The 6,616-nt window shown below is 37.5% G+C and carries 6 protein-coding genes and 1 pseudogene; 1 reads left to right on the forward strand and 6 read right to left on the reverse strand.

What is annotated here, in order from left to right:
- Window positions 1–3: 3 nt before the first annotated feature.
- The 6 genes and pseudogenes from JCM12304_RS18640 to JCM12304_RS18665 all read right to left on the reverse strand — a co-directional run bounded on the left by JCM12304_RS18640 (window position 4) and on the right by JCM12304_RS18665 (window position 5,594).
- The gene (locus JCM12304_RS18640) at window positions 4–438 is read right to left on the reverse strand and encodes a universal stress protein (protein WP_060681980.1); all 435 of its coding nucleotides are present in this window, start codon (window positions 436–438) and stop codon (window positions 4–6) included.
- A gap of 105 nt (window positions 439–543) precedes the next feature.
- A complete protein-coding gene (locus JCM12304_RS18645) occupies window positions 544–969 on the reverse strand; it encodes a DUF1801 domain-containing protein (RefSeq protein ID WP_060681981.1) in 426 nt (141 codons plus the stop codon).
- Between the two features lie 13 nt (window positions 970–982).
- Window positions 983–1,311: pseudogene (gene csaA / locus JCM12304_RS18650) on the reverse strand (chaperone CsaA).
- A 117-nt stretch (window positions 1,312–1,428) separates the two neighbouring features.
- On the reverse strand, window positions 1,429–2,676 hold the full coding sequence (locus JCM12304_RS18655; RefSeq protein WP_060681982.1) for a glutamate-5-semialdehyde dehydrogenase: 1,248 nt from the start codon (window positions 2,674–2,676) through the stop codon (window positions 1,429–1,431).
- Between the two features lie 13 nt (window positions 2,677–2,689).
- Entirely contained in the window at window positions 2,690–3,790 is a 1,101-nt protein-coding gene (gene proB / locus JCM12304_RS18660) for a glutamate 5-kinase (protein ID WP_060681983.1), read from the reverse strand.
- Window positions 3,791–4,169: 379 nt separating this feature from the next.
- Complete coding sequence (locus tag JCM12304_RS18665) at window positions 4,170–5,594, reverse strand: DHA2 family efflux MFS transporter permease subunit (RefSeq protein WP_121615660.1); 1,425 nt, start codon at window positions 5,592–5,594, stop codon at window positions 4,170–4,172.
- Window positions 5,595–5,820: 226 nt separating this feature from the next.
- Between JCM12304_RS18665 and JCM12304_RS18670 the strand changes: the two genes are divergently transcribed.
- Window positions 5,821–6,327, forward strand: a complete 507-nt coding sequence (locus JCM12304_RS18670; RefSeq protein WP_060681984.1) for a YusW family protein — start codon at window positions 5,821–5,823, stop codon at window positions 6,325–6,327.
- The last annotated feature ends 289 nt before the right edge of the window (window positions 6,328–6,616 follow it).

A 6,616-nucleotide genomic window follows, 5' to 3' on the forward strand; every position in this document is an offset into this window, starting at 1 on the left:
CATTTATTTTATTATTAATATAGGAGACGTAGAATGTTGGACAACATAGTTACTCACACTGCCGAGGATAATCTTCTTTACATTTCCCAATCCTCTACTACCTACAATAATTAGATCGATACCTTGTTCTTCAGCGAACTTACATATGCTTTTTCCTGGGTTTTCATTTGGATCCCCCACAATAACTTCCATAAATATGGAGATGTCTAGACGTTCAAATTCTTGCTTTATTTTCTCAAGCTGTGGATGAAAATGTTCTGCGAGTTCATTCCCTATGCTTCTGGAAACAACTACATTTGTGTTAGGACCGGAAGTTCTCGCCACTGCTATGACATACACTTCTGCACCTTGTTTGATGGCCGCCTGTTGTTTCGCCTCTTCAATAGCCTGTCTGCTTAATGGAGAACCATCATACGCTACAAGTATTTTTCTACTCATCGCAGATCAACCCCTTCGTAGAGCTATTATTGACTTCCTACTTTTAGTTTAACATATTTTGGCAATATAATTAAGGTAATTAGTAGCTCTTCTATGAATTCCCTCTTATTCAGGATAGGTCTCTCTCAAAAAGGTAATAGATTGAAGGATTAATTCTTTTAGTATATTTATGTCTATATCTTCCACCTTATTAATATACACACAAGCCTTTCCGGATTTATGCTTACCTAAGGATTTCAATAATTTTTCACGCTCCATATCACCTGTTGCAAAATACAAACTTATTCTTGCTTTTCTCGGAGAAAAACCTACAAGTGGTGCATCTCCTTCATGACCAGTTTTATATTTATAATGGTAAGAACCAAAGCCAATAATGCTATCTCCCCACATTTTCGCTTCATATCCAGTTGTTTCTGTAAAAATCTCCAGTAGTTTATATGCATCCTCACGCTTCCGGTTATTTTCCACTTTTTCTATAAACTCAATTACATTTTCATCATTTTCTTTCGTTTTCAATTCGTATGCCAACATGCTTCATCCTTTTTTAAGATATTGAAGTTCCATTCTCCACTTTTTCATCAGGGCGTAATAAAACCACATCACCTTCTTGAGGGACTCCTCCGATTACAAGGACTTCTGATTTAAATCCAGCTATACGCATTGGTGGGAAATTTACGACACCTACACTTGTTGACCAATCAGGTCTTCAGGGGAGTATCGCTTGGTGATTTGAGCAGAGGTCTGCTTTATTCCTATTTCTCCAAAATCAATCTTCATTTTAATTGCCGGTTTCTTTGCCTCAGGAAAAGGCTCTGCTTCCAAGACGGTTCCTATTCTCATATCAACTTTCATAAAATCCTCAATATTAATCATTACAATCAACTCCTGTCAATTACTTATTAATCATTATTTCTATTTAACAAGGTAAAATACCTTTAAAAATAGACACATTTCTAAGCATAGAAATGTGTCTATCGTTTGTTATATTATTCAATTCCGTATTTGACCATTTCCATGAATAACAAATTTACTTGATGTCATTGCCTGTAAACCCATTGGTCCTCTTGCATGTAGTTTTTGAGTACTGATGCCAATTTCTGCTCCATACCCAAACTCAAAGCCATCCGTAAATCGTGTAGAGGCGTTATGGTAGACAGCAGCCGCATCTACACCAAGCATAAATTGAGTAGCATGCTCATCATTTTCTGTAATGATTGCCTCTGAATGCTTTGTTCCGTATTTGTTTATGTGCTGAATAGCATCACTACAAGAAGATACAACTTTTATGCTTATAGACAGACCGAGATATTCAGTTGACCATGCCTCCTCTGTTGCTCTTTCTGCATCAGGGTAAACCTCACAGACATTTTCATCCCCTACAGTCTGCACCCCATTATTATGAAGTGCCTGTAGCAGTTTCTTCCCATGCTCCATAAACCATCCCTCATGTATTAATACACTTTCAATTGCATTACATACAGAAGGTCGCTGCAGTTTTGCATTTAAAACAATATCTATAGCCATTTCCTCTTTTGCGGATTCATCAATAAAAACATGACAATTACCTGCCCCTGTCTCTATTACTGGCACGGTAGCTTCTTTTACAACTGTGTCAATTAAATTTTTTCCTCCACGTGGAATCAATACATCCAGATATTCATTTAATCGGAATAATTCCTTTGCTGAATCACGACTGGTATCTTCTATCAGTTGCACTGTGTTGACAGGTAGTTTACTTTTCTTTAAAGCTTCGTGAATGGATTGTACGAGTGCCATATTGGAAAACTTTGCAGACGAACTTCCTCTTAATATCACAGCATTCCCTGCTTTAAGTGTTAACGTTGCCGCATCAATCGTTACATTTGGCCGAGCTTCATAAATCATTCCAATGACTCCAATTGGAACGCGCTGTTTCTGGATATGCAAGCCATTTTCCTTTTCAATCGATTCCAGTACTTCCCCAATCGGATCGTTTAACTCTACGAGCTGATAGATGGAATCAATCATGCCGTTCACTCGTTGTGTATTCAGCATAATTCGATCAAGAATTGCAGGGGAAATACCTTTCTTTTTGCCAGCTTCCAAATCTCTTTGATTTTCTGCAAGTATTTTCTCTTGATCTAGAACTAATTGTTCTGCAATTAACCTTAATGCTTCATTTTTTTCTTGGGTAGTAACACGCATTAAAACAAAGCTTGCTTCCTTGGCAGCCTTCCCTTTTTCCTTTACCTCTGTCATAAAAACTCCTCCTTTATTTTACATTCACCCAACGGTTGCGATGAATCACTTCTACTGATGGTATGATTGACTTATCGCTTATTCCATTTCTTCTATTTATAGCACGATTTACATCATCAGATGAACAACTCACCTCTCCTTTTCCAAGTAAACCATTTAACCCATATACTTCTACAACATCACCTATGTTGAACCGACCTTCCACTTTGAAGACTCCTGCTGGCAGCAAGCTTCCGCCATGGTATAAAATGGCCTCCTCGGCACCTTGATCAATAAAGAGTTTTCCACTTGTTTCCGAATGAAGGGCTATCCATTGCTTTTTCGTATTAATCGGTTGCAGGGATCCATTGGATATATAAGTACCATCACCTTCACCTGCCAGAATACGAAGCAGTTTATCCTTTCCTCTTCCTTGACCGATAAAAACAGAGACTCCTAAAGAAAGAGATGTTTTGGCGGCCTGTAGCTTTGATTTCATACCACCCGTTCCAACTTTTGAACCTCTATCATCTGTTTCCTTCAGCATTTCGTCTGTAATGTCTTCAAGATAGTCATATCTTTCTGCATCAGGGTTCGTTCGAGGATTCCCATTATATAATCCATTAATATCTGTTAGCATAATTAATAAATCAGCATGAATAAACCCACTAACAAGTGCTGAGAGCATATCATTATCTCCAAAAGTTAATTCTTCAATCGCAACGGTGTCGTTCTCATTAATAATTGGTAAAATTCCCCTATCAAGTAATTCAGTGACTGTGGCAAAGCCATTTTGATATCGTTCCCGACTGGCAAAATCCTCCCGCGTCAATAATATTTGGGCAGGGATGATGTTAAATTCTTTAAATTTAGCAATATATGTCTGAATAAGAAGGCTTTGTCCTACTGCGGCCGCAGCCTGTTTGCCTTTTACGGTAACAGGTCTGGAAGAATACCCTATCTTAGGAAAGCCTGCAGCCACGGCGCCAGAGGAAACAAGAATTACCTCATGGTTTGCTTCTCTAAGACCAGCAATTGCTTTCACATGTTCATCAAGCTTTTTTTGGTCGATTTCACCACATTCATTTGTTAAAGAACTACTGCCAATTTTTACAACAATTCTTTTTTTGCTCATTCATCTCTACTCCTATACACTATCCATTATATTTTTCTTCTCTTAGCTCTCTTAAATAACGGAACTAAAAAAAGCCCAATCATCCTCTATATATAAGGACGAAAGGGCTTCACTTCCGCGGTACCACCATTATTGGATGCAAAGTGCATCCCACTTCATTCTCTAACGCTGAATAGCGCCCATGTTTTGCATGGGACTCTAAAGGCAGGTTCTGCAAGGAGATCGTGGCGATATCTTCCAGCTGCTAAATATCACTCTCTGTCACTACTCCAACACATACTAATCCTTCATTAACGTTCATCTATATTTCATATTATTATGGAGAGAATTGGAGCGTATGTCAATAGTATTTTCAAAATATTTTTTTATACTTGGAGATCTAGGCAGATTGCTTTATCTCTGATCTGGAGCCTTTAATAAAAAAGGCAAGGATTAAAGCAATTACTGCGAACACACCAGCAACAATAAAGGACACATTTACACCATGAATGAAACCATGCACACCTTGTTCAGGTATAGCGCTGTTCGTCATGACGGTTACGAGCAATGCAGTGCCGACAGCACCAGCAACTTGGCGCATCGTGTTATTCATAGCTGTTCCATGTGGAATCAAATGAGCTGGAAGCTGATTAAGACCAGCTGTCGTTACCGGCATCATTACCATTGCAATACCGAACATACGAACAGCATTAACAGTTGCTAAGTAAGCAAACGTAGTGTTTTCATCCAAGTTTGTAAACATAAACGTAGTAACCGTAACAATAGATAAACCAATGATCGCTAACCATTTAGCACCATACCTGTCAAAAATTCTTCCTGTTATCGGGTTCATTATCCCCATGACGACTGCGCCGGGTAACAGCATTAAACCAGATTCAAATGCACTAAAACCAAGCATGTTCTGCATGAGTAATGGAAGTACAACAGCTCCACCAATCATTGCCATAAAGACGACCATGCCCAGGATGGTAGTGAGCGTGAAAATACTGTTTTTAAATACTCTAAATTCCAAAATAGGCTGTTTCAACTTCATCTGTCTTAAAATAAACCATGTGAGTGATACTGCGCCAACAATCATAGCTATCGCAACTTGCAAGCTTAGCCAGCCGGAATTTCCTGCTGTACTAAATCCATATAGCAAACCACCAAAACCAAAGGAAGATAATATAATCGATAATACATCCACTTTAGGAAATGTTTGTTTGGTAATATTTTTCAAAATAAAATATGCAACGAAAATATCAATAATAACAATTGGAAGGATTACATAAAATAAACTTCTCCAAGGATAGTGTTCAACTAACCATCCAGATAGTGTTGGTCCGATAGCCGGAGCAAAGGCAATCACTAAACCGAACATCCCCATGGCAGACCCACGTTTTTCAATTGGGAATATTAAAAATAGAATTGTTTGCATTAATGGCATAATAATTCCTGCTGCTGCAGCTTGCAAAATTCTGCCGACCATTAGCATTGCAAAATTCGGTGCTAAAGCACAAACTAAAGTCCCCGCAGCAAAAGTAATTAGAGCCGTTAAAAATAATCTTCGAGTAGTAAAACGTTCAATTAAAAATGCTGTTATTGGAATCATAATACCGTTAACGAGCATAAATACAGATTGCAGCCATTGCGCTGTATTCGCATCCAGCTCTAAATCTGCCATTATGTGAGGTAAAGCTGTAGCTAATAAGGTCTGATTTAAGATAGCTACAAAAGCCCCTGAAATTAATACAATCATAAGAGGTACTCGGTTAATCTCTGGAGTTCCAGACTGATTATTAGTTTGATCCATTTGATCTCCCATCTTTTATTTCCTTCTTTCTATATATACTGCCTGTGCCCACTATTTCTTAACTCATTTTATACTACCCATTCTATATGTGCTTAACACTTAAATCGGATAACTTGTACACTTTATCATAACTTACCATAGAATAAAAGTGAAAAATCAATCCTAACTCATACGTTTAAAAGCTGTGTTTTCGGGTAATACTACTTCATATATTCACAACAAGATGGGAGCGAAAAGAATGAAAAAGAGATTAGCAATAACACGCTTATTAGCCTTTCTCCTTTTAGTTATAATTATTACTGCATGTAGTGACAATGAGGAAGTGACAAATCCTCCACAAGACAATGCCACAGAGCAACAGCAGGGAGAAAATGATAATACGGATACAGGAGATGCCGGAACTAAAAAAGAAACAACTACGAGCTATCCATTTACAGATTTCGACTTGGATGCTGACTTTAATAATATAAATGACACCGTGGATGTGGATTACGAGCAAGAAACAGAGAAAACAGAAGCAACGTATAAGGATAAAGAACATGAATTAGACCTAAAAGGCAATGAAGCAATGGACAAACTAGATAATATCTTCTCTAACTTTGACTTTAACAAAGATACATCTCAAGAAGAAGTTATAAAAGCTGTACAAGATGCATTCAAATTACCAGAAGATGCAGCTATAGATCTAGAAATCACTTTTACGGATGGCACCAATAAAGAGTATCAACTAAATAATCCTAACTAAAACGAGCAGCTAAATGCTCGTTTTAATTATTTTTTGTTTCTCTTTTTTTTCTGAAAAAATTAGTTGAAAGTAATAAAAGTATGCTTACAACGATAAGGGGGGTAGACAATGCCCCAAGAGCTTCAGGCACTTCCTCCACCAATTCAAATCGGTCACTTAAAGCAAAACCAATCGCAAAAACAACCAACCCAACATAAAAAAGAGCTTTACCGGTTCTTGTATAATTAAAAATAATCTACACCTCTTTCAAAGCCAGAGATTCTATAATTAGTATTATAATGCATTTCTA

The organism is Virgibacillus halodenitrificans JCM 12304 (assembly GCF_001310895.1).
Classification (GTDB): Bacteria; Bacillota; Bacilli; order Bacillales; family Amphibacillaceae; genus Virgibacillus_Q; species Virgibacillus_Q halodenitrificans.

What these genes read in the sequence shown, in the direction of transcription:
- JCM12304_RS18640 (WP_060681980.1), bottom strand. Translation starts at nt 438, where the DNA reads ATGAGTAGAAAAATACTTGTAGCGTATGATGGTTCTCCATTAAGCAGA.
- JCM12304_RS18645 (WP_060681981.1), bottom strand. Translation starts at nt 969, where the DNA reads ATGTTGGCATACGAATTGAAAACGAAAGAAAATGATGAAAATGTAATT.
- JCM12304_RS18655 (WP_060681982.1), bottom strand. Translation starts at nt 2,676, where the DNA reads ATGACAGAGGTAAAGGAAAAAGGGAAGGCTGCCAAGGAAGCAAGCTTT.
- proB (WP_060681983.1), bottom strand. Translation starts at nt 3,790, where the DNA reads ATGAGCAAAAAAAGAATTGTTGTAAAAATTGGCAGTAGTTCTTTAACA.
- JCM12304_RS18665 (WP_121615660.1), bottom strand. Translation starts at nt 5,594, where the DNA reads ATGGGAGATCAAATGGATCAAACTAATAATCAGTCTGGAACTCCAGAG.
- JCM12304_RS18670 (WP_060681984.1), top strand. Translation starts at nt 5,821, where the DNA reads ATGAAAAAGAGATTAGCAATAACACGCTTATTAGCCTTTCTCCTTTTA.